This window comes from Rhodobacter flavimaris (assembly GCF_021378075.1).
Classification (GTDB): Bacteria; Pseudomonadota; Alphaproteobacteria; order Rhodobacterales; family Rhodobacteraceae; genus Rhodobacter; species Rhodobacter flavimaris.
This window is the reverse complement of record NZ_JAJUOS010000007.1, coordinates 25,415-44,051: the sequence shown is the minus strand read 5'-3', so window position 1 is coordinate 44,051 and position 18,637 is coordinate 25,415. Positions and strand designations below refer to the sequence as shown.

Here is an 18,637-nt window from a genome sequence, read left to right as displayed (position 1 = left end):
CCCGCGCGGCACCCTAGCTTGTGCCCAAAGGAGATCTTGCGATGACCAATCCGCTTTTGTCCGACTGGACCGGCCCTTTCTCGCTTCCGCCGTTCGGCGCGCTGCAAGACGATGATTTCGCCCCCGCCTTTGAGGCTGCCCTGACCGAGGCCCGCGCCAATATCCACGCGATCTCGGACAACCCGGAGGCCCCCAGTTTTGCCAATACGATCGAGGCGATGGAGGGCGCCGAGGCGCTGCTCGACCGGGTCGCGGGGGTGTTTTACAACCTCTCCGGGGCCGACAGCACGCCCGCGCGTGAGGCGCTGATGCGCGATCTGGCGCCGAAAATGGCGGCGTTCTCCTCCGAGGTCACGATGAACCGGGCGCTGTTTGAGCGCATCGACACGCTCTGGCAGGGGCGCGAGGGTCTGGGGCTGGCGCCCGAAGAGGCCCGCGTGTTGGAGCTCTATCACCAGATGTTCGTGCGCGCAGGTGCCGCGCTGGATGGTGAAGCCGCCAGCCGCATGGCCGCAATCAAAGAGCGCCTTGCCGTGCTTTCCACCGCCTTCAGCCAGAACCTTCTGGCCGATGAGCGCGACTGGTTCCGCCCGCTCAGCGAAGCGGATCTTGAGGGGCTGCCCGAATTCGTCGTGGCCGCCGCCCGAGCCGCCGGGCAAGAGCGTGGGCAGGATGGGCCGGTGCTGACGCTCAACCGCTCGCTGATCGTGCCCTTCCTGCAATTTTCGCCCCGCCGCGATCTGCGCGAGATCGCCTATGAGGCCTGGGTCGCACGCGGCGCCAATGGCGGCGAGACCGACAATCGCGAAAACGCCGCCGAGATCCTGCGCCTGCGCGAGGAGCGTGCCCGCCTTCTGGGCTTCGCGAATTTCGCCGCGTTCAAGCTTGATACCGAGATGGCGAAGACGCCCGATCAGGTGCGCGATCTGCTGATGCGGGTCTGGGCGCCCGCCAAGGCCAAGGCCGAGGCCGATGCCGCCACCCTGACCGCAATGATGCATGCCGATGGGATCAACGGCGATCTGGAGGCCTGGGATTGGCGCTACTATTCCGAAAAGCGCCGCGTGGCCGAGCATGATTTCGACGAGGCCGCGCTTAAGCCCTACCTTTCGCTCGACGCGATGATCGGTGCGGCCTTCGACACGGCAAGGCGCCTCTTCGGGCTGGAGTTCCACGAGATCGACGGGCCGTTCTACCACCCCGATGTGCGCGGCTGGGAGGTTACCCGCAAGGGCAAGCATGTCGCGGTCTTCTTGGGCGATTATTTCGCGCGCGCCTCGAAACGTTCGGGGGCCTGGTGTTCGGCCATGCGCAGCCAGAAGAAGCTGGGTGGCGAGACCGCGCCCATCGTCGTCAACGTGTGCAATTTCACCAAGGGCGCGCCCGCGCTGCTCAGCTATGACGATGCGCGCACGCTGTTCCACGAGTTTGGCCATGCGCTGCACCAGATGCTGTCGGATGTGACCTATCAGTTCATCTCGGGCACCTCGGTTGCGCGCGATTTCGTCGAACTGCCGAGCCAGCTCTACGAGCACTGGCTGGAGGTTCCTGCCGTTCTCGAACAGCACGCGCGGCACTGGAAGACCGGCGAGCCGATGCCGAAGGCGCTGCTCGACAAGCTGCTGGCGGCCTCGACCTACGATCAGGGCTTTGCGACGGTGGAATATGTCGCCTCGGCGCTGGTCGATCTGGAGTTCCACGACGGCCCGGCGCCCTCCGATCCGATGGCCAAGCAGGACGAGGTTCTGGTCGCGATCGGCCTGCCCAAGGCGATCCGTATGCGTCACGCAACGCCGCATTTCGCCCATGTCTTCTCGGGCGACGGCTACTCGGCGGGCTATTACAGCTACATGTGGTCCGAGGTGATGGATGCCGACGCTTTCGCGGCCTTCGAGGAAGCGGGCGACGTGTTCGACCCGGTCACCGCCGACCGGCTGGAGCAGTTCATCTTGTCGGCGGGCGGCTCGCGCCCGGCCGATGAGTTGTATCTGGAATTCCGCGGCAAGATGCCGGGGGTCGAGGCGCTGCTGAAAGGCCGCGGTCTGCTGGAACCGGCCTGAGTGTCGGGGGCTTCGGCCCCCGCCTAGCCGCGCCAGACGTCCTTGTGGATGATGACCTCGGCTTGCGGATAGGCCTCGATGATCGCGCGCTTGAGGCTGGCAGCGATCTCATGTGCGGCATCAAGCGACTGTGCGCCGTCGAGTTCGATATGGAGTTGCACGAAGATCTTGGCGCCCGCGGTGCGGGTCTTGAGGTCATGAAAGCCCATAACGCCTGGCCAGATCTGGGCGATTTCGGCGATGCCGTCGATGATCTCCTGCGGGGCGGCGCGGTCCATCAGTGCGTGCCAGGCGGAAACCCCGATCTGACCGGCGCCGCGCAGCATGATCGCCGCCGCGATCAGCGCGACGATGCTGTCGACCTTCGACCAGCCGAAGCGCGACGATAGCCACAGTGCGAGGATCGCGCCAATCGTGGGCAGCAGGTCGCCCACATAATGCAGCATGTCGGCAGCAACGACCTTGTTGCCGGTCTTGCGCGCCACACGTGCCTGCCATGCGACCAGCCCCAGCGTCAGCGTTGCAGAAAGCGCCATGACCAGGATGCCTGCGCCCTCGGCCGCCAGCGCCTGCGGCGTTTGCGACAGCAGCCGCCCGCCCGCAGCCACCGCGATGGCTATGGCCGAGACGCTGACGAACAGCGCCTGCCCGAGCGAGGCCAGATCCTCGACCGAGGTATGGCCGAAGGCGTGATCGTCATCGGCGGGCCGCGCGGCGTAGATAATCGCCCCAAGCCCCGCGCCCGAGATCAGCAGGTCCATCGCGGAATCGGCCAGCGAGGCGGCGATGGACAACGCACCCGTCGCCCAAAGCGCCCAAAGCTTCATCCCCACCAGAACAGCCGCCACCGCGACCGAGGCAAGCCCCGCCGACAGGTTCAGCCGTGTCTGAGCGTCGTTATAGGACATGGTCTTTATCCGGGACAGGCCCGGCTCCGCCTGTGGTTTGCGGTTCGGTTAGTCGCGCAACTCGTCCGGGGCAACCCCCCAAATCGCGGTCTTGGGCACCCAGCCATCGGCATCGTCAGAGCTGATCTCGCACCAGTCGCGATTGCATTCACCAAGACGCGCAATGGCACCTGCCTCGGCCCGTGCCACGACCGCGGATTTCTCGTCCGGGCGGGCATGCAGGTTGGTCAGGTCTTCCTCGACGATGACCGAGCGCACCCCGGACAGCAGCGAGTAATGGATCCAGCCGCCCGCGCCATCGCGGTCCTCGACGCGGCGCCAGTGGCCGAATTCGGCGGTAACGCGCAGCGGCATTCCGGAATGGGTGAAGACCCAGTCAATGCGGTGCCCAAGCGAGGGGCCGCGCCGCGCGTTGCCCTCGGAGCCCTTCAGCGAGACGAAGCGCGGAATGGGCAGGTTGGTCACCGGGCCGCGCCCGTTCTGGTTCGCGACGGCCTGCGCCACGGCCAGCGCGTCAGGGGGCGTTTCGTCCTCTTCCTGCGCCGCGACCGGTCCCGCCGTCAGAAGGGCAACCAACACCGCGCCGCAAAAGTATTTTCTCCAGATTGCCTGCATTTCCGTTCCGCCCAAAAAGCACGCCATCAGGCGTCCTTAAAAATCGGTCGCGCAAGAAAATTGCGCTAACACGATAAAAAACGCCATTTCTGCTCTCTCGAGGCCTTGTGTCTCGCCCCGTTGGAGGTCACTTTGCACCCAAGCACAGGCGTTTGGAAGAGAGAGGAGCCCAACCATGCCCGCACCGCGGCTGAGTGTTGTCGTGACGCGACGGTTGCCCGAGGTCGTCGAGACCCGGATGAAAGAGTTGTTCGATGTCGAACTGCGCGAGGATGATACGCCGATGACCCGCGAAGAGCTGGTCGAGGCGATGACCCGCGCGGATGTCCTCGTGCCGACGCTGACCGATCATATTGATGCCAACATGCTTGCACGGGCTGGCGAGCGGCTGCGGCTGATCGCCAACTATGGTGCGGGCGTGGACCATATCGACGTGGCCTCGGCGCGCCAGCGTGGGGTTCTGGTGTCCAACACGCCCGGCGTGGTGACCGACGATACCGCCGATATGGTGATGGCGCTGATTCTGGGCGTGACCCGCCGCATCCCCGAGGGGCTGGCGGCGATGCAGGCTGGCGAATGGTCCGGCTGGTCGCCCACCGCCTTCCTTGGCGGGCGGATCGGCGGCAAGCGTCTTGGCATCCTTGGCATGGGCCGAATCGGTCAGGCCGTTGCCCGCCGCGCCAAGGCCTTCGGGATGCAGATCCACTACCACAACCGCCGCCGCCTGCGCCCCGAGATCGAGGAGGAGCTGGAGGCGACCTATTGGGACAGCATCGACCAGATGGTTGCCCGGATGGACGTGATCTCGGTCAACTGCCCGCATACGCCTTCGACCTTCCACCTGCTCAACGCGCGACGCCTGAAGATGCTCAAGCCGACGGCGGTGGTGGTGAACACCTCGCGCGGCGAGGTCATCGACGAGAACGCGCTGGTGCGCGGCCTGAAGGCGGGCGAGATCGCCGGGGCGGGCCTCGATGTGTTCGAACACGGATCCGAGATGAACCCCGAGCTGCGCTCGCTGCCCAATGTCGTGCTTCTGCCGCACATGGGCTCGGCCACGGTTGAAGGCCGCGCCGAGATGGGCGAGAAGGTGATCGTGAACATCAAGACCTTCGCGGACGGCCACCGTCCGCCGGATCTGGTGGTGCCTGGGATGATCTGACGCGAAGGACCAAGGACATGCGCCGAGAGAGTTTGACCCTGGCGCTTGTCCTTGGAGCCTATTTCGCGCTGCAAGTGCTGCTTCGGATCTGGATCGGCACGGGCCTTCAGCTCGACGAGGCCGAGCTTGTCATGCGCGCGCAGGAGTTTCACTGGGGCTATGGGCCCCAGTTGCCGCTGTTCAACTGGCTGCAATTCCTGACCTTCAAGCTGATGGGTGTGAATGTCGCTGCGCTGGCGATTGCCAAGAACGCCTGCCTGTGGCTGGGCTATCTGCTGGCCTACCTCGCGCTTGCCCGTTTCGTCCAGCCGGGGCGCGCGGCCATCGCGACTGTGGGGCTGATCTTGCTGCCCGAGATCGCGTGGGAGGCGCAGCGCACGCTGTCGCATTCGGTTGCATTGATCCTTTCGACCTCTGCCTTCCTTTTTGCGTTGTTCGGCGCCGCTCGTAACGGGCGCTGGCGCGACTGGATCGCGCTTGGAGTGATCATCGGTTTTGGCGGTCTGTCTAAATACAATTTCTGGATCCTGCCCTTCTCGACCGCACTGGCCCTGTGGATCTTGCCGCCGCCGCGGGGTTGGGTGGCGCTGTCCTGGGGGCGCATCGGGGCTGCCGCAATGGCGGCTCTGGCAATCCTGGCCGGCCCGGTTCTGTGGATCGCACAGCATCCCGACATCGCCTTTGCCTCGGCATCGAAGATCCGGCGGTCCGAGCGCGCGGTGCTCGACCTGCCCTTCCTGGGGGGAGTCGCGGAAACCCTGCAAGGTTACCTGCTTGCGCTGATCCTGGCGGGGCTGATCGCACTGCTGGCGCGCCTTTGGCCGCGCGGGGGCGCGCCGCGCCCTCTGGCGGAGGCCAACGCGGTCTGGTTGCGTAAGCTGCTGCTGGCGATCTCGCTGATCGGCTGCGCCCTTATCGCGGTCATGATGGGCGTGGCCGATGCCACGCGCGTGACGCCACGCTGGCTGATCCCGCTGGCGATGCCCGGCGCGCTCGGGCTGATGCTTTGGGCGCTTGAGGCCGGGACCCGCCGGGCGGGGCAAGTAATTGCTACTGCGTCAGGGATTGTCGGCATCGCGGTGACCGTTGGGATTTTCGTGGTCTTCGGGTTGAAGTCCTCGCGGCTCAGCTATGATTTCGCGCCGCTGCGCGCCGAGGTGTCGGGTATTCTTGCCGAAACCGCCAGTCCGGGGATTGAACGCTTGACCGGCGCTGGCTGGCTGATGGGCAGCCTTGCGCTTCTCGAACCCGACTGGCCGGTCAAACGCCCGCCGCCGCTTGGCCCCGCGCTTGCTCCCGCCTCTCGCATCGTTCAACTGCGCGCGAGCGATGACGGTGCCGCAGGCACTCCACCGCAACCCGCCGCAGTTTTGGAGCAAAGCCGTCTCATCCGGGTGCCAGACCGGATCGACCCGCGCGAGGGCATGGGCGTGAGCCTTGAGGTGTGGCGCCTTCCCTGACAGGGGCGGTACCATCGCGCGAGGGCTAACCCTCGCGCGTGGTGCGATTGATTACAGGCGGCGGGTGGCCAGCCAGTTCATCCAGGCGTCGGGCGACCCTGCGAAGGTGTTGATATCGACCGTGCCGCCCACGCCCGGCACGACCCCGGTGCCGGTATATTGCCAGAAGGACCACTGCTCGCCCGGGTAACGCTCGGCCGGATGTGCCGCGACCGAGCGCAGCCAGAACTCGTAGCCATTCAGCGATACGAGGGCGTTTTCCTCGTAGAAATCGGGCGTGGTGTAGATCACCGGGCGCGCGCCGTAGTGCTGCGTCACAATTTCGAGGAAGCGCCGCATCTCGGCTTGAACGGTCGCGGGGTCGGGGGTGCGCTGACAGGTGCGCGACTGGTGGTTCCACTCGATATCCAGCACCGGGGGCAGGTCGCCCGCCACGCGCGGCACGTTGCGGATATACCAGTTGGCCTGCTCCTCGGGCGTGCGGCAGAAATAGTAGAAGTGATAGCCGCCCACCGGCACTCCGGCTGCCCGCGCAGCCTGCGCATTTGCCTGGAAGCCCGGATCGACCCAATCGCCGCCCTCGGTCGCCTTGAGCCAGGCAAAGTTCACCCCGGCCGCATTGGCCTCGGGCCAGTTGATATGGCCCTGATAACGCGCGGCGTCGATGCCATGCACCGGGTAGTGGGCGGGGGTCAGCCCTTCCCATTCGTGCGGATCTGTGTCGCCGAAATGCGCAGGCACACCGAAGGCACGGTAGTTCGACGCACTCAGATGCGCCGGGGCCATCATCTGGCCGGTTCGCGGGCCGCTATCCCCGCCACAGCCTGCCAAGGCAAGGGCGGAAACGCCCGTCGTGAGAACTGCTTTTATCCACATGAGACTGCTCCCTCATGACTATTTTGGAGCAGAATCGCGCAAAATCACGTCGCTGTCACGGGGGTCTTGCGCCTTGCCGACGAATTGCCTTTCGCTTACCCGCGCGGAGGGCCGAAATCCGCCGATGTCAGCATATTGTCGCCGTTGCGGTCGCGCATCCGGAGCCAGTTGGCCGAGCCATTGACGAATTCCGCCGTGGTGACGATGCCGTCGCCATTGGCATCGAGGCTGCGCATTTCCTCGGCAGCGGGCCGGTCAAAGCCGCTCTGATGGCCCATCTGGCCGCCGCGCCCCTTGCCCACACCGTTGCCCATCGGGCCGGTCATGCCCTCGGGGCGGTTACGACCCGGCCCCATGCCCGCTTCGCGCTGCAACTGTTTGTGCTCATCCATCCCGACGAATTCGGCTGCCGAAAGCCGGCCGTCGCTATTCTCGTCGAACATCGCGAAGATATTGCCGCGCTGCTCGCGCACTTCGACCAGCGAGACACCGCCGTTCGAATCCAGATCCCACTGGTTCATGAAATCCGCGCCAGGCGTGAAGTCCTGAGCCTGCGCGAGGCCTGCGCCGAGAACCAGGGCAGTGGTGAGTGTCATCAAGCGTTTCATGGCATGTGCCTTTCCAAAGCATATTTGCTGATGAAACGCGAAAGCCCGCGCCTTCCGGCGCGGGCCTGCCAACTTGTCGCAGGGGGATCAGGCCTTGGCGGCCAACTCATCCCAGCAAGCCAGCGCGTGACCGGCATACATGACGCCCGGTCCGCCGCCCATCTGGATCGCCATCGCCAGCACGTCGCCCAACTCCTCGCGGGTGGCGCCGGCTTTCATCAGGGCCTCGGTGTGGAACATGATGCAGGGCTCGCAACGCAGCACGACGGCCATGCCGAGCGCGATGAATTCCTTGTTCTTCAGGTCCAGCGGGCCGTTATCCTTGACGGCCTTCGACAGCACGCCGAAGCCCTGCGTGGCGTCGGGAATTGCCTTGTACATCACGCGCAACTCGTTCCGCATGTCGTCGAGTTTTTCTTTGTAGCTCATGGCGTTCTCCTATCCGAAGTTCCCCTCCCACATGCCAGAGTCGCCCGCACGAGGCATTGACCTGTATCAATCATATGCGCGGAGATGAATGTTTGCGTGCGCCCAGGTCCGCCCCGCGACAAAATATGCGCGGGAATGCGGAGGAACTGGCCCGACTCAGAGCGTGCGCGTAGGCTCGTCGCAATCGGCCAATGGAGGGTGCGATGCGAGTGATTGTGGCGCTGGGCTTGGTTCTGATGCTGGCAGCCTGTGGGGACGGTATCCCGATTATTCCGTTTATTTAACGAAGGCGCTGGCACTAGGTGTTCAGTGCAGATCCTCGGGATAGGCCTGTCCGGGGGAGATGCCGTAAGACCATTGCAGGCCGGCGTTTTTCCAGCCGTTGACGACGGGATGACCGCGCTCGGGCCCATCGGTGGCAAGGTCGCCTTCGTAGCCGTCCACGATCGAATAGACATTGCTGTAGCCCAGATCGAACAGGGCGTCTGCCGCCTTTGCGCTGCGCGTCCCCGAGCGGCACATGACGACGATCGGGGTATCATCCTCAATCATGGCTGCGTCGGCATAGTCCAGAAAGGCAATCTCGAAGTCGGGGTTGAAGACCATCGGGTAGCTGAGCCGGGTCGGGTCATAATTCGCCGGGGCGGGGAGCATGAGATAGGGGATGTGCACGTTCACACGCTCGGGAATGCCAAGAAAGGCAACCTCTGCACGGCTGCGCACATCAAGGAAGATGACGCCTGAATCCCTTAACATCTCGGCGGCTTCGAGCGCGGTAAGGTAGTGGCCCGACTTCGTGATTTTGTCAGTCGGCACGCGCGCGGGGTCTTCGGCATGGGCCGGGGTGTGGAGGGCAACGGAAAGAAGCCCCGTCGACAGTGTCCTGAGCAGTCTGTGCATCGGCTTCCCTTTCGCGCAATGGCGGGCCGCTTTGAGCACGGAGATACTAGCTAAAGGCGGGATCGGGACGAGTAACACGGGTAACATCGGCCCCGGCTCAAGTGGTCAAACTAGCACGGAACGAGAAGATTCGCGACTTGAAGCGTAAACGCGAAAGGCGGCCCGGTGGGGCCGCCTTTCATGATCGGTGTGTCTGCCCTTAGGCCTGAAGCGGGCGCACGTCGATTTCCCCTTCGGCGCGGGACTTCATCGCGGCGACGGCGGCGATGGAAGCGGCGGCGGTGGTGAAGTAGGGGATCTTGTCGTAGAGCGCCACGGCGCGGATGTCGCGGCTGTCCGAGATCGACTGGTTGCCCTCGGTCGTGTTCAGCACCAGCTGGATGTCGCCGTTCTTCAGGCGGTCCACGATGTTCGGGCGGCCTTCATAGACCTTGTTGACGGCCTCGGCTTCGATCCCGGCCTCTTTCAGCCAGGCGGCGGTGCCGCGGGTGGCGACGAGGGCAAAGCCCATGGCGATCAGCTCGCGCGCGGCCTCGGCCAGTTCGGCCGACTTGTCGCTATCCTTGACCGAGAGGAACACGCGGCCCTCTTCGGGCAGGTTGGTGCCAGCACCAAGCTGCGCCTTGAGGAAGGCGCGCGGGAAGTTGCGATCCCAGCCCATGACCTCGCCGGTCGAGCGCATTTCCGGCCCGAGCAGCGTATCGACGCCCGGGAAGCGGGCGAAGGGCAGGACGGCCTCCTTGACCGAGAACCACGGCGTGTTCGGGTCGGCCAGCGTCAGCGGGTCGGCGAAGGGTAGGGGCGTCTCGGGGCCGACGCCCGCCGGGTAGGGCGCGCGCTGCGGGAAGTTCGCCATCGGCTCGCCCGCCATCAGGCGCGCGGCGATCGAGGCGATGGCCGAGTCGGTGGCCTTGGCGACGAAGGGCACGGTGCGCGAGGCACGCGGGTTGACTTCGAGCACGTAGATCTCGCCGTCCTTGATCGCGAACTGCACGTTCATCAGGCCGACGACGCCAAGCGCCAGCGCCATCTTCTCGGTCTGGACCTTGAGTTCGGCGATGGTCTCGGCCGAGAGCGAGTAGGGCGGCAGAGAGCAGGCCGAGTCGCCCGAGTGGACGCCCGCCTCTTCGATGTGCTGCATGATGCCCGCGACATGCACGGTCTTGCCGTCCGAGAGCGCGTCCACGTCCACCTCGATCGCGCCCGAAAGGTAGCTGTCGAGCAGCACGGGGCTGTCGCCCGAAACGACCACGGCGGTGGTGATGTAGCGCTTGAGCTGGTCGAGGTCGCGCACGATTTCCATCGCGCGGCCGCCCAGAACGTAGGAGGGGCGGATCACCAGCGGGTAACCCACGCGGCCCGCGATCTCGAAGGCCTCGGCGTCGCTGTGCGCGATGCCGTTGACCGGCTGCTTGAGCTCGAGATCGTGGAGCAGCTTCTGGAAGCGCTCGCGGTCCTCGGCGAGGTCGATGGCGTCGGGGGTGGTGCCCAGGATCGGGATGCCTTCGGCTTCGAGCGCATTGGCCAGCTTCAGCGGGGTCTGGCCGCCGAACTGCACGATCACGCCGTGCAGCGTGCCGTTTTCTTGCTCGACGCGCAGGATCTCCAGCACCGATTCCAGCGTCAGCGGTTCGAAGTAGAGGCGGTCCGAGGTGTCGTAGTCGGTGGACACGGTCTCGGGGTTGCAGTTGACCATGATGGTCTCATAGCCCGCCTTGGTCAGTGCGAAACAGGCGTGGCAGCAGCAATAGTCGAACTCGATCCCCTGACCGATGCGGTTCGGACCGCCGCCGAGGATGACGACCTTCTTGCGGTCCGAGGGGCGCGCCTCGCATTCCACGTCGCCCATCGCAGGGGCTTCGTAGGTCGAATACATGTAGGGGGTCTGGGCCTCGAACTCGGCGGCGCAGGTGTCGATGCGCTTGAACACTGCCTTGACGCCGAGGTTGCGGCGTGCGCGGCGCACCTGCGCCTCGTCACGACCGGTCAACTTGGCCAGACGGGCATCGGTAAAGCCCATCATCTTGAGCTTGCGCAGCCCCTCTTCAGTCAGCGGCAGGCCGTGCTTGCGCACTTCGGTCTCGGCGTCGATGATTTCGCGGATGCGGGCCAGGAACCACGGATCGAAGGAGGTCGCGGCGACGATCTCGTCATCGCTCAGCCCGTGGCGCATGGCTTGCGCGATCAGGCGCAGGCGGTCCGGGGTCTGCGAGGAGATCGCCTTGACGATGGCGGCCTTGTCGGGCGCGCCGGGGATCTCGATCTCGTCGAAGCCCGACAGACCGGTCTCCATCGAGGCCAGCGCCTTCTGCACCGATTCGTGGAACGTGCGGCCGATGGCCATGGCCTCGCCCACCGATTTCATCGCGGTGGTCAGCTCGGGCTTGGAGCCGGGGAACTTCTCAAACGCGAAGCGCGGGATCTTGGTGACGACATAGTCGATGGTCGGCTCGAAGCTGGCGGGCGTGACCTTGGTGATGTCGTTGTCCAGCTCATCGAGCGTGTAGCCCACGGCCAGCTTCGCGGCGATCTTGGCGATCGGGAAGCCGGTGGCCTTCGACGCCAGCGCCGAGGAGCGCGACACGCGCGGGTTCATCTCGATCACGACCATGCGGCCATCGACCGGGTTGATCGCCCATTGCACGTTCGAGCCGCCGGTTTCGACGCCGATCTCGCGCAGCACGGCGATCGAGCCGTTGCGCATGATCTGGTATTCCTTGTCGGTCAGGGTCAGCGCGGGCGCGACGGTGATCGAGTCGCCGGTGTGCACACCCATCGGATCGACGTTCTCGATCGAGCAGACAATGATGGCGTTGTCGGCTTTGTCGCGCACAACCTCCATCTCGTATTCTTTCCAGCCCAGAAGCGATTCATCGACAAGGATCTGCGCCATCGGCGAGGCGTCGAGGCCCGAACGGCAGATGCGCTCGTAATCGTCGCGGTTATAGGCGACGCCGCCGCCAGTGCCGCCAAGGGTGAAGGCGGGGCGGATGATCGCGGGCAGGCCGATATGCTCCAGATCCGCCATCGCCTGCGCGACGCCGGCGTTGATGTCATACTTGCCGTTGGGCAGTTTCGGCGCGGCGACGATGGTGGCCTTGGGGTTCTCGATGCCCAAGCGATCCATCGCCTCGCGGAACAGCTTGCGATCTTCGGCCATCTCGATGGCCTCGCGCTTGGCGCCGATCATCTCCACGCCGAATTTCTCCAGCACGCCCATGTCGGCAAGGGCGAGCGAGGTATTGAGGCCGGTCTGGCCGCCCATGGTGGGCAGCAGCGCGTCGGGGCGCTCTTTCTCGATGATCTTGGCGACGACCTCGGGGGTGATCGGCTCGATATAGGTGGCGTCGGCCATCTCGGGGTCGGTCATGATCGTGGCCGGGTTCGAGTTGACCAGGATGACGCGGTAGCCCTCTTCGCGCAGCGCTTTGCAGGCCTGGGCGCCCGAGTAGTCGAACTCGCAGGCCTGGCCGATTACAATGGGCCCTGCGCCGATGATGAGGATGGACTTGATGTCGGTTCTCTTCGGCATGGTGGACCCTTTGATTCTGTTCGGCAGCACTATAGGCGGAGTCTTGTCCAGGCTCCGCGCAAATTGGTGGGGGTTATAGTCAGCTTGGCCCGGGGTGCAAGGGCGAAAGGCACCCTGTTTGCGTCATTCGCCGCGCGGCTGCCGGATGAGCGCGACGAAGGTAGCGGTGAGGATCGCGGACCAGCCCAGAACCATGGCCCAGCTGTAGATCGCGAGGCCGTTCGGCATCGGGCCAAGAAGCAACAGAAGTTCCGACGAGTTGAGCGCGGCCATCGCTGCCAGCAGGGCGAGGCTGGGCACGCGGCCGAATCCGAACCCAAGTGCGGGAAGCAGTAAGAGCGGCAGTTCGAGGTAATGCAGCCACGAGAGCGGGCCGAACAGGAAGAGTGCGACCGAGAACCCGAGCGCGACCAGCGTGACGGCTTGGGCCGAGGGGCGTTTGCGTGCTGCCAGAACGACCGGCACAGCGATGGCAAGCGCCAGAACCACCGCCAGAAGTTTGGTCCAGTGGGGCATGATCAGGACGGTCACATTGCCTGCGCCTTGGGGCAGGGGCTCGGCCAGACCGAGCTGGCTGGCGATATCCAGCATCAGGATGCGCAGTGAGGGGTTCACCATGCCCCAGACGGATTTTTCCGAAGCGAGGTCGAGCTGCGCAAGGAAGGCGCGATGCAAAGGCCAGCCCATCAGCGCAACCGAGGCAAGCGCGAGCGCGCCACCGGTCAGCACCATCACGGCAATGGCGCGCGGACGGCGGGCCTGCACTAAGAGTGCGGCGAACACGATGGGGGTGAGCTTAATTGCAGCGGCGAGCGCCAATGCCGTGCCCGCAGCTGCCGGGGCGCGGCGGATCAGCCAGATCGCCAGTAGTGTAAAAAAGCTGACCGTGATCGTTGGCTGGTTGAGCGACAGGAGCGCAAAGCCCGAGGCGGTCTGCGTCAGCACCAGAAGCGCCCAGATGATGAAGCCTGCAAAGGGCAGGAAGGTCGGGCGCGCCAGACGCTCGGCCAGCAGGATGGACCCCGCGAGCATCGCCAGATGCACCGCAAGCGCCAGATCGAAGAAGGCTTGCGGCGCAAGCACGCGCGTCAGGGGCGCGGCCAGCCCCGCCCAAAGCGGCGGGTATATATAGGGATAGGCGGGTTGATTCGGGGCAAGGCCAAGGGCGGCGTGCAAGCCCTCCCACGCGGGCGGGGTGCCGCCGAAAAACATGGGCGGGGCCGCGTAGATCAGATCGGGCTGGCCGCTGGCGTGGAAATGCCCCGCGAACCAGAGCGCGGCGAGGTCATTGGCCCATGCGCCCTGAAATGCGCCCCAGGCCCAGACAAGCCACAGCACCAAAACCGCATAGCCGACCACGCGATCGACCTGCGAGGGCCGCGCGGCGGAGGCGGTGAGGGGCGGGGTCAGGCTCATGGGCGTACCGGGTCTGCGTTTATCCCTGTTAGGGGTGAAATCTGACGACATTAGGGCGATTGTTCGCGAGGCAGAAAGAATGCCTGCGCCGCGCATCCTGCGTGAGAGCGCGCAAATACGCGTGAGAGCGCCGCGAAGCAGGGTGATTTTCACCCATTTGCTTGACTTCCGCGCCTCCAAGCTGTGTATCGGGCCGACTGACGCCAATGCCCGTTGAAAGGGAACGATGATGCACGCCTATCGCAGCCATACCTGCGCCGCGCTTACTGCCGCCAATGCCGGTGAAACCGTCCGCCTTTCGGGCTGGGTCCATCGGGTGCGAGATCACGGCGGCGTGCTGTTCATCGACCTGCGCGACCATTACGGCATCACCCAAGTCCTGTGCGACGGCGACTCGGCCGCGTTCAAAGAGCTGGAAAAGGTCCGCGCCGAGTGGGTCATCCGCATTGACGGCACCGTCAAGCTGCGCGACGCGAGCCTTGTGAACGCCAAGATCCCGACCGGCGAGATCGAGGTTTACGTTCGCGAGGTCGAGGTTCTGGGCGCCGTCGATGGCGAGCTGCCGCTGCCGGTCTTCGGCGATCAGGACTACCCCGAGGAAACCCGTCTGACCTACCGCTTCCTCGACCTGCGCCGCGACAGCCTGCACAACAAGATGATGCTGCGCTCGAACGTCGTGCGGTCCATTCGCAACCGCATGTGGGACATCGGTTTCAACGAATACCAGACGCCGATCATCACGGCCTCCTCGCCCGAGGGCGCGCGCGACTTCCTCGTGCCCTCGCGCCTGCATCCGGGCAGGTTCTACGCGCTGCCGCAGGCACCGCAGCAGTTTAAGCAGTTGATCATGGTGGCGGGCTTCGACCGCTACTTCCAGATCGCGCCCTGCTTCCGTGACGAAGACCCGCGCGCCGACCGTTCGCCCACCGATTTCTACCAGCTCGACCTGGAAATGAGCTTCGTGTCGCAAGAAGACGTGTTCGCGGCCGTCCAGCCGGTCATCCAAGGCCTGTTCGAGGAATTCGGTAACGGCAAGACCGTCGATCCCGACTGGCCGCTGATCCCCTATGCCGAGTCGCTGCTGAAATACGGCTCGGACAAGCCCGACCTGCGCAACCCGATCGAGATGCAGATCGTGAGCGAGCATTTCGCGGGCTCGGGCTTTGCGATCTTCGCCAAGCTGCTGGAGCAGGAAGGCACCGAGATCCGCGCGATTCCCGCGCCCACCGGCGGCTCGCGCAAGTTCTGCGATCGGATGAACGCCTTCGCACAAAGCCAGGGTCTGCCGGGCATGGGCTACATCTTCTGGCGCAAGGGCGACAATGGCGAGATGGAGGCCGCAGGCCCGCTGGCCAAGAACATCGGCCCCGAGCGCACCGAGGCGATCCGTCTACAGCTGGGGCTGGGCGAGGGCGACGCGGCCTTCTTCCTTGGCGGCAAGCCCGAGGCCTTCGAGGCGATCGCGGGCCGCGCCCGTAACGAGATCGGCAAAGAACTTGGCCTGACCGAGGAGGGTGTGTTCAAATTCGCCTGGATCGTCGATTTCCCGATGTATGAGAAGGATGACGAGGGCAAGATCGACTTCTCGCACAACCCCTTCTCGATGCCGCAGGGCGGGCTTGAGGCACTGTCGGGCGATCCGCTCAAGGTGCTGGGCTACCAGTATGACCTCGCCTGCAACGGCTACGAACTCGTGTCCGGTGCGATCCGGAACCACAAGCTCGAGATCATGTACAAGGCCTTCGAACTGGCGGGCTACCCTGCGTCGGAAGTCGAGAAGCGTTTCGGCGGCATGGTCAAGGCGTTCAAATACGGCGCGCCTCCGCACGGTGGTTGCGCGGCCGGTATCGACCGGATCGTCATGCTGCTGGCCGACGAGATCAACATCCGCGAGGTCATCATGTTCCCGATGAACCAGCGCGCCGAAGATCTGATGATGGGCGCCCCGTCCGAGCCCACCAACGAACAGATGCGCGAGCTGCGCCTGCGGGCTCTGCCCAAGGAAGCCTAAGCATCCCGACAGAAACGAAAAGGCGCGCCGCGAAAACGGCGCGCCTTTTCAGTTTGCGCAGGGAGGATGGATCAGCTTGTCGCCAGGCGCAGCGCCATCGCACTGATGGATACCGCCAGAGAGACGATCCCGATGGCGAACATGGCCCGATGCGAACGATCGATAAGTCGGTGATCGGTAAACAGGCGGCGGGCGTGGTGTTTCATCGGCTGATCCTCAGGAGGGAGTAGGATCAGGCTGCCCTCGGATTGCGGCAGCTTTTGGAAGGCTTTCGTGCTCTTTGGGGGCAATTGCGTGTCGGCTGGGCGCAGGATAGCGTGCGGTGAAAAGGCGGGGAGGCGACGATGCAGCAGAAGAAATTCGGCGAGGAACTGACAGGCTGGACGCCCCCGCGCACCCCCGATGCGGCGGTGATGGAGGGGCGCTATGTGCGGCTGGAGCGTCTTGCCTGGACCCATGCCGACCCGCTTTACCGCGCGAATTCCGCCGATGACGCAATCTGGGATTACCTGCCCTATGGCCCGTTCCATTCCGAGGTGCCCTTCATTCGCTGGGTGCAGGATATGGCCGGGCAGAGCGATCCGTTCTTCTACGCGCTACGCGACAAGGCGAGCGGACAGGTGGGCGGCGTGATGTCCTATCTGCGGATCACGCCTGCGGCGGGCTCGATCGAGCTGGGGCATATCAACCTCTCGCCCCAGTTGCAGCGCACTCGCGCCGCGACCGAAGCGATGATGCTGATGATCGGCTGGGCCTTCGAGGCGGGCTACCGGCGGTTCGAGTGGAAATGCGATGCGCTGAACCTGCCCTCGCGCCGCGCGGCGCAGCGGCTAGGGCTGAGCTATGAGGGGATATTCCGTCAGGCGACGGTGGTGAAGGGGCGCAACCGCGACACTGCCTGGTTTGCTGCCATCGACAAGGAGTGGCCCGGGCTGAAGGCCGCCTATGACGCCTGGCTTGCGCCCTCGAACTTCGACGCAGAGGGGTGCCAGATCGAGCGGCTGGGAGACCTGACCCGGCTGGTGCGGGTCAGCGCGGACCCCGCGCTGGGCGCCGATTAAAGCATCGCCCGAGCGGCGAGCCGCGCATTCACAAGGCCGCTGAGCCGCGCCACGGTGGCGGGTGAGGGCGTGCGGTCCAGCGCCGTGGCCGCATCGGCCAGTGCAACATCATGCGCGACCCGCGCGACACCCGTGAGGAATTGCGCGACATAGCCAAGCCGCGCGGCCTCGGGCGGCTCGCGCAGCGCTTGGGCCATCTGGCTGAGGTCATCTTGCAATGCCAGCGGGTCGGGGATCAGCGGCATCTCGTCGATGCGGCGCGGGCCGGCGTGGCGTGCGTGATCGGGTAGCCCGGCAAGGATCGTGTTCTGAAACAGTGCAAGGCTCTCGATCGGCTTTTCCAGAAATCCGTCCGCGCCCGCCGCCATCGCCAATACCGCCCCCTTGGCATCGCCCGAAATACCGAAGACCGCGGGCGCAGCAGCGGTGGCCTTGATCTGCGCGATCAGCTCATCCCCAGACCCGTCGGGCAGTCCGAGATCCACGATCACCACATTGGGGTGGTAGGTCTGTAAATGCCGCCGCGCCGCGCGCAGGCAATCGGCCCGGCGGATACGCGCGCCCGAGCGCAAGCACATTAGCCGCAGCGCCTCGCAGGCAAAGCGGCTGTCTTCGACCACCAGCACAGTCAGCCCGGCCAGCGGGCGCTCGGCCGAGGCGGAACGCTTGGCAAGAAAGGTCGAAAGATCATCGGACATGGGACCACCCTGGCAGAGGAATCACGGTTATCGGCCCAGTAAGGGCTACCTTTGCCTAATGCCCCGTTAACGCTGCTACCGCTCGCAGTGCTTGCATCGCGGCCAGCCCCCCCCTAAAGCGGAAGGCGAGGAAAATGGAGGCCCACCATGATCGGACGTTTGAACCATGTCGCCATCGCCGTGCCTGACCTTGAGGCAGCCTCGGCGAAATACCGTGAGACCCTTGGCGCGAAGGTAAACCCGCCGCAGGACGAACCCGATCACGGCGTGACCGTGGTCTTTATCGAACTGCCGAACACCAAGATCGAGCTGCTCTACCCGCTCGGGGAAAACTCGCCCATCGCAGGGTTTCTGGAAAAGAACCCCTCGGGCGGCATCCACCACATGTGCTTTGAGGTCGATGACATCCTGGCCGCGCGCGACCAGCTCAAGGCCGGGGGGGCGCGCGTCCTTGGCACCGGCGAGCCGAAGATCGGCGCGCATGGCAAACCCGTGCTGTTCCTGCACCCCAAGGACTTCAACGGCTGCCTGATTGAGCTGGAGCAGGTCTGATGAACCTGACCGGTGGCATCGTCCTTTTCGCCGTGATCTGGTTCATGGTGTTCTTCGTGGTGCTGCCGATCCGGTTCCAGAGCCAGGACGAGGCCGGGCATATCGTGCCGGGCACGCCCGCCTCGGCCCCGCATGAGGTGAACCTGAAGAAGAAGGCCCTGATCACGACCGGCATCGCCGTGGTGCTCTGGGGCGTCATCGCCTCGATCATCCTGTCGGGGGTGATCTCGATCCGCGATCTCGACTGGTTCGGGCGCATCAAGCACTGAGCATCCGCGATTTTTTCAGCAGGGCCGGGATTATTCCCGGCCCTGTGTCGTTTTCCTTGTGGTCCAGACAGGGAGATGAC

General features: G+C 64.9%; 17 protein-coding genes. 7 read left to right on the top strand and 10 right to left on the bottom strand.

Annotated elements, in window-relative coordinates; genetic code table 11:
* The first annotated feature begins 41 nt into the window (after nucleotides 1-41).
* Nucleotides 42-2,060: a M3 family metallopeptidase gene (locus tag LZA78_RS10280; RefSeq protein ID WP_233676845.1), complete on the top strand. Its 2,019-nt coding sequence runs from the start codon at nucleotides 42-44 to the stop codon at nucleotides 2,058-2,060.
* Nucleotides 2,061-2,083: 23 nt separating this feature from the next.
* Here the strand turns inward: LZA78_RS10280 and LZA78_RS10275 are convergent, their stop codons facing one another.
* Nucleotides 2,084-2,968, bottom strand: a complete 885-nt coding sequence (locus tag LZA78_RS10275; protein ID WP_233676844.1) for a cation diffusion facilitator family transporter — start codon at nucleotides 2,966-2,968, stop codon at nucleotides 2,084-2,086.
* 48 nt (nucleotides 2,969-3,016) lie between these two features.
* Nucleotides 3,017-3,583, bottom strand: coding sequence for an SH3 domain-containing protein (locus LZA78_RS10270; RefSeq protein ID WP_438811068.1), 567 nt, complete (start codon nucleotides 3,581-3,583; stop codon nucleotides 3,017-3,019).
* Between the two features lie 175 nt (nucleotides 3,584-3,758).
* Here LZA78_RS10270 and LZA78_RS10265 point away from each other — a divergent pair, with 175 nt between their 5' ends.
* Nucleotides 3,759-4,745, top strand: coding sequence for a 2-hydroxyacid dehydrogenase (locus LZA78_RS10265; protein ID WP_233676842.1), 987 nt, complete (start codon nucleotides 3,759-3,761; stop codon nucleotides 4,743-4,745).
* A gap of 17 nt (nucleotides 4,746-4,762) precedes the next feature.
* The gene (locus tag LZA78_RS10260; protein ID WP_233676841.1) at nucleotides 4,763-6,205 is read left to right on the top strand and encodes an ArnT family glycosyltransferase; all 1,443 of its coding nucleotides are present in this window, start codon (nucleotides 4,763-4,765) and stop codon (nucleotides 6,203-6,205) included.
* 51 nt (nucleotides 6,206-6,256) lie between these two features.
* Here the strand turns inward: LZA78_RS10260 and LZA78_RS10255 are convergent, their stop codons facing one another.
* The 6 genes from LZA78_RS10255 to LZA78_RS10230 form a co-directional block, all read right to left on the bottom strand.
* Nucleotides 6,257-7,081 (bottom strand): GH25 family lysozyme, encoded by an 825-nt coding sequence (locus LZA78_RS10255; protein ID WP_233676840.1) that lies wholly within the window; start codon nucleotides 7,079-7,081, stop codon nucleotides 6,257-6,259.
* A 95-nt stretch (nucleotides 7,082-7,176) separates the two neighbouring features.
* Nucleotides 7,177-7,677, bottom strand: coding sequence for an EF-hand domain-containing protein (locus tag LZA78_RS10250; RefSeq protein WP_233676839.1), 501 nt, complete (start codon nucleotides 7,675-7,677; stop codon nucleotides 7,177-7,179).
* A 99-nt stretch (nucleotides 7,678-7,776) separates the two neighbouring features.
* Entirely contained in the window at nucleotides 7,777-8,118 is a 342-nt protein-coding gene (locus LZA78_RS10245) for a carboxymuconolactone decarboxylase family protein (RefSeq protein ID WP_233676838.1), read from the bottom strand.
* Between the two features lie 306 nt (nucleotides 8,119-8,424).
* Complete coding sequence (locus LZA78_RS10240; protein WP_233676837.1) at nucleotides 8,425-9,018, bottom strand: rhodanese-like domain-containing protein; 594 nt, start codon at nucleotides 9,016-9,018, stop codon at nucleotides 8,425-8,427.
* A 199-nt stretch (nucleotides 9,019-9,217) separates the two neighbouring features.
* On the bottom strand, nucleotides 9,218-12,550 hold the full coding sequence (gene carB / locus LZA78_RS10235; RefSeq protein WP_233676836.1) for a carbamoyl-phosphate synthase large subunit: 3,333 nt from the start codon (nucleotides 12,548-12,550) through the stop codon (nucleotides 9,218-9,220).
* A gap of 123 nt (nucleotides 12,551-12,673) precedes the next feature.
* Complete coding sequence (locus tag LZA78_RS10230) at nucleotides 12,674-13,966, bottom strand: glycosyltransferase family 87 protein (protein WP_233676835.1); 1,293 nt, start codon at nucleotides 13,964-13,966, stop codon at nucleotides 12,674-12,676.
* Between the two features lie 229 nt (nucleotides 13,967-14,195).
* On the opposite strand from LZA78_RS10230, the gene aspS reads away from it, so the two are divergent.
* Nucleotides 14,196-15,977 (top strand): aspartate--tRNA ligase, encoded by a 1,782-nt coding sequence (gene aspS, locus LZA78_RS10225; protein WP_233676995.1) that lies wholly within the window; start codon nucleotides 14,196-14,198, stop codon nucleotides 15,975-15,977.
* 71 nt (nucleotides 15,978-16,048) lie between these two features.
* On the opposite strand, the gene LZA78_RS17790 is transcribed toward aspS, so the two are convergent.
* Nucleotides 16,049-16,183: a hypothetical protein gene (locus LZA78_RS17790; protein ID WP_255697358.1), complete on the bottom strand. Its 135-nt coding sequence runs from the start codon at nucleotides 16,181-16,183 to the stop codon at nucleotides 16,049-16,051.
* A gap of 138 nt (nucleotides 16,184-16,321) precedes the next feature.
* Here LZA78_RS17790 and LZA78_RS10220 point away from each other — a divergent pair, with 138 nt between their 5' ends.
* Complete coding sequence (locus LZA78_RS10220; RefSeq protein WP_233676834.1) at nucleotides 16,322-17,038, top strand: GNAT family N-acetyltransferase; 717 nt, start codon at nucleotides 16,322-16,324, stop codon at nucleotides 17,036-17,038.
* Here the strand turns inward: LZA78_RS10220 and LZA78_RS10215 are convergent.
* Complete coding sequence (locus LZA78_RS10215) at nucleotides 17,035-17,736, bottom strand: response regulator (RefSeq protein ID WP_233676833.1); 702 nt, start codon at nucleotides 17,734-17,736, stop codon at nucleotides 17,035-17,037. The genes LZA78_RS10220 and LZA78_RS10215 overlap by 4 nt on opposite strands.
* A 147-nt stretch (nucleotides 17,737-17,883) precedes the next feature.
* On the opposite strand from LZA78_RS10215, the gene mce reads away from it, so the two are divergent.
* Nucleotides 17,884-18,288 carry a methylmalonyl-CoA epimerase gene (gene mce, locus LZA78_RS10210; protein ID WP_218628618.1) on the top strand — a complete coding sequence of 135 codons (405 nt, stop codon included), beginning with the start codon at nucleotides 17,884-17,886 and terminating at the stop codon, nucleotides 18,286-18,288.
* Nucleotides 18,288-18,557 carry a DUF1467 family protein gene (locus LZA78_RS10205; RefSeq protein ID WP_233676832.1) on the top strand — a complete coding sequence of 90 codons (270 nt, stop codon included), beginning with the start codon at nucleotides 18,288-18,290 and terminating at the stop codon, nucleotides 18,555-18,557. Before mce ends, LZA78_RS10205 begins: the two co-directional genes overlap by 1 nt.
* Nucleotides 18,558-18,637 lie beyond the last annotated feature (80 nt).

Bases quoted from the DNA above. Each gene is read 5' to 3' on its own strand.
- LZA78_RS10280 (WP_233676845.1), top strand. From the start codon at position 42: ATGACCAATCCGCTTTTGTCCGACTGGACCGGCCCTTTCTCGCTTCCG.
- LZA78_RS10275 (WP_233676844.1), bottom strand. From the start codon at position 2,968: ATGTCCTATAACGACGCTCAGACACGGCTGAACCTGTCGGCGGGGCTT.
- LZA78_RS10270 (WP_438811068.1), bottom strand. From the start codon at position 3,583: ATGCAGGCAATCTGGAGAAAATACTTTTGCGGCGCGGTGTTGGTTGCC.
- LZA78_RS10265 (WP_233676842.1), top strand. From the start codon at position 3,759: ATGCCCGCACCGCGGCTGAGTGTTGTCGTGACGCGACGGTTGCCCGAG.
- LZA78_RS10260 (WP_233676841.1), top strand. From the start codon at position 4,763: ATGCGCCGAGAGAGTTTGACCCTGGCGCTTGTCCTTGGAGCCTATTTC.
- LZA78_RS10255 (WP_233676840.1), bottom strand. From the start codon at position 7,081: ATGTGGATAAAAGCAGTTCTCACGACGGGCGTTTCCGCCCTTGCCTTG.
- LZA78_RS10250 (WP_233676839.1), bottom strand. From the start codon at position 7,677: ATGACACTCACCACTGCCCTGGTTCTCGGCGCAGGCCTCGCGCAGGCT.
- LZA78_RS10245 (WP_233676838.1), bottom strand. From the start codon at position 8,118: ATGAGCTACAAAGAAAAACTCGACGACATGCGGAACGAGTTGCGCGTG.
- LZA78_RS10240 (WP_233676837.1), bottom strand. From the start codon at position 9,018: ATGCACAGACTGCTCAGGACACTGTCGACGGGGCTTCTTTCCGTTGCC.
- carB (WP_233676836.1), bottom strand. From the start codon at position 12,550: ATGCCGAAGAGAACCGACATCAAGTCCATCCTCATCATCGGCGCAGGG.
- LZA78_RS10230 (WP_233676835.1), bottom strand. From the start codon at position 13,966: ATGAGCCTGACCCCGCCCCTCACCGCCTCCGCCGCGCGGCCCTCGCAG.
- aspS (WP_233676995.1), top strand. From the start codon at position 14,196: ATGCACGCCTATCGCAGCCATACCTGCGCCGCGCTTACTGCCGCCAAT.
- LZA78_RS17790 (WP_255697358.1), bottom strand. From the start codon at position 16,183: ATGAAACACCACGCCCGCCGCCTGTTTACCGATCACCGACTTATCGAT.
- LZA78_RS10220 (WP_233676834.1), top strand. From the start codon at position 16,322: ATGCAGCAGAAGAAATTCGGCGAGGAACTGACAGGCTGGACGCCCCCG.
- LZA78_RS10215 (WP_233676833.1), bottom strand. From the start codon at position 17,736: ATGTCCGATGATCTTTCGACCTTTCTTGCCAAGCGTTCCGCCTCGGCC.
- mce (WP_218628618.1), top strand. From the start codon at position 17,884: ATGATCGGACGTTTGAACCATGTCGCCATCGCCGTGCCTGACCTTGAG.
- LZA78_RS10205 (WP_233676832.1), top strand. From the start codon at position 18,288: ATGAACCTGACCGGTGGCATCGTCCTTTTCGCCGTGATCTGGTTCATG.